The organism is Hydrogenophaga sp. GW456-12-10-14-TSB4 (assembly GCF_059424305.1).
Window position 1 is genome coordinate 1 of sequence record NZ_JBWKZH010000136.1, and the last position, 2,565, is coordinate 2,565.

The following is a 2,565-nucleotide window of genomic DNA, read 5'->3' on the forward strand; positions in this document are numbered from 1 at the left end:
GGTGCGGGTGCGGGTGCGGCCAGAGTGTATGGGGCGCACCAGCATCCTGCACAGTCCTGGATTTATATGACAAAAATCTCATTAAAATGAATTTGTCATTTGAGCTCGTAAAATTGATATATAGTGTGAAAACATATGATGCCATATAGAGGTCAGCGGCATGAAGGCGTGGCGCAGGCCTACGGCGTTCGGAGGAGTGTTCATGAAAAATCAATTGGTTGCAGGTCTGTCTTGCGTTTTGCTGTGCGGCGTGGCCTCAGCCGATTCCAGCGGCTCAGACTGGAGTGGCTCCTATGGTTTTCCCGGCAGTGCCAAGCACCAGACCAACATGACGCAGGCCGACCTGATCGCCAAGCGCGAAGCGGGCTACTACGACGGGCTGGGCAAGACGCAGGTCTACAACATCTCCACCACCACGATCGGGACCATGAACACCATGAACACCACGATCGACGGAGAAAACAACACGGTGGCTTCCGACTCGTATTCATCGGGCAACTTGGATGCCTCGGTCGCGATCCAATCCTCCAAATCGGCGACGCTGGCGCCGGTTGATCGGCGCTGATTTGATGCGTGTTCCTTGCGCCAACTTGCAGTCGTCGGTTCATGAGGCGTTGTCGAATAGGGCGGCGAGCTGCGCTGTTTTCTGGCCCAGCCGGGTTGGAAAATTCGGTGGCGTGCTGCTGCTGGGGCTGCTGCATGCCTGTAGCGGCACGCTGAGGCACCAGCCACTCCATGTGAACGAGCCGCTGGTGCGGGGTCCGGCGGTGATGGACGTGGTGACCCCATTTGACAAGGCCTTGAGTTGCCTTGACGGTCGCATCAACCGCGACAGCCTGCGATTTGCCGTGGGTGCCATCCTGGATGCCACCGGCAAAGAGCAGATGACTGACGGTGGCTCGGGCAAGTTCGTGACACAGGGTGCGGGCGACATCGTGCAATCGGCGCTTTTCATGGCCGGGGCCGGCGTGGTCAACCGGCGCGATGCCCGCATCATCGACAACGAGGTGCGATGGGGCCTGCTGGATGCCAAGAAGCAGGCGGCCACCACGTTCTTCATCACCGGCAGCATCAACAGCCTGGATTTTCTCCCCGGAAGCGGGTTCGAGGTGCAGATCGCGGGTCTGGGGCCGCGGTCCCGCCAGCAGCGCATTCTGGTGGGGCTGGACCTCTCCCTGACCGAGGCCAGCACAGGCCGCATCGTGGCCAATGTGCCGCTGCAAAAGCAGGTGGTGTCGACTGAAGACGGTTTTGGTATCGGACGCTTTTTTGGCCAGACCCTGGTCAGCGCAGACTTTGGCGGCAAGCAGCGCGAAGCGCTCAACCTGGTGCTGCGCCAGATGCTCAACCTGGCCACGTTCGAGTTGCTGACCCAGGTCATGAATCCAGCGACCTACGGTGACTGTATGGCCATGGTCGAGGCAGTGGACAGCGTGACCGACAACTCGCGCAGCCGCCGCAAGTTGCAGCAGTACGTGGCCGATCAGGCCAAGGCCGCCGAACTGGCGGCCAAAAGTCCGCAGCCAGGGGCCAAGCCAGGCGCAACGCTCGATCCCATGGGCCCTGCGGCCCAGGCTGTGGCCAACGCCGCCGCCGCGGCACCGACGGGTCCAGCCAGCGCCGCGGCGGCCCCAGCCCGCGCCACCCCGGCCCAACCCGGCAACCCCAACGCCGGCGCAATGGCCCAAAGCGCCAACTTCGGCGACGAACAAAGCAGCACCAGCCCCAGCACCCTACAGGCCCTGGCCCTGCCGCGGCCCATGAGCGGCCCGGCGGAGGCGCTCAGCAGCGCGCTGCCCAACGGCAACGGCAACGGCTCAGCGTCGGGCGCAGCGCTCAGCGCCGCCCATGTGTTGGCCGCCGTAACCCTGGCGGCCACCGCCCAGACCCAGCCGGCCGATGAAGCGCAATTCGGGGCCCGGGCCACCAGCGGCAACAGCTCCAAAGGTCCGGCCGCCTGTGCCTTCGCGCCCGGTGAGTTCCCACAAGTCACGCCGCTGCGCGCCACACAGCCGGCCAATAGCTTGCTGGTGCGCAGCCGCACAGCCCAGACCCTGTGCCTGGCCGACCCAACAGGCCGCTTCTTGCCACACCGGCTGGCCGCCGGCGAGGAGCAACGATTCGTGGGCCGCGCGCCCTGGAAGCTGCAGGCCGAGCGCCTGCACGACATTGAGATCGTTTACCAGGGGCTGCCGCTGCGGTTGCCGGCCTACATCAACGACCGCCTGGAACTGCTGGAGCGGCCCCTGGCGGCGCCCGCTGGCTGAGCCGGGTGAACAGCGCATCCATCGAATGAAAAAAAAGACCTGCCATCTTTTAACCCCCTCAAGTGCCCAGGGCAGGCTGGGCATGTTTAAACCGAAAGAGAGATCATCATGATGATGAAAAAACTGGCTATCGCCTCCGCCGTCGCGCTGATGGGCATGGGTGCTGCTCATGCTGAAGTGGTCGCTACCCCGCTGGAAAATGAACTGGGCGCGCTGCTGACCAAGATCGTTGGCAACGGCACCACCACCGTGACCACTCCTGCAGTGGGTATTGTGGGTGAACCAGGTTATGTGCCTG

The 2,565-nt window shown here is 63.4% G+C and carries 3 protein-coding genes; all 3 read left to right on the plus strand.

Features of this window, described 5'->3' with window-relative positions; genetic code table 11:
* The first annotated feature begins 202 nt into the window (after window positions 1-202).
* A complete protein-coding gene (locus AC07ZS_RS29660) occupies window positions 203-565 on the plus strand; it encodes a hypothetical protein (RefSeq protein WP_494802011.1) in 363 nt (120 codons plus the stop codon).
* Window positions 566-677: 112 nt separating this feature from the next.
* Window positions 678-2,267 carry a CsgG/HfaB family protein gene (locus AC07ZS_RS29665; RefSeq protein WP_494802012.1) on the plus strand — a complete coding sequence of 530 codons (1,590 nt, stop codon included), beginning with the start codon at window positions 678-680 and terminating at the stop codon, window positions 2,265-2,267.
* A 108-nt stretch (window positions 2,268-2,375) separates the two neighbouring features.
* Window positions 2,376-2,565: hypothetical protein (locus AC07ZS_RS29670; protein WP_494802013.1), on the plus strand; the 190-nt coding region annotated here is incomplete at its 3' end.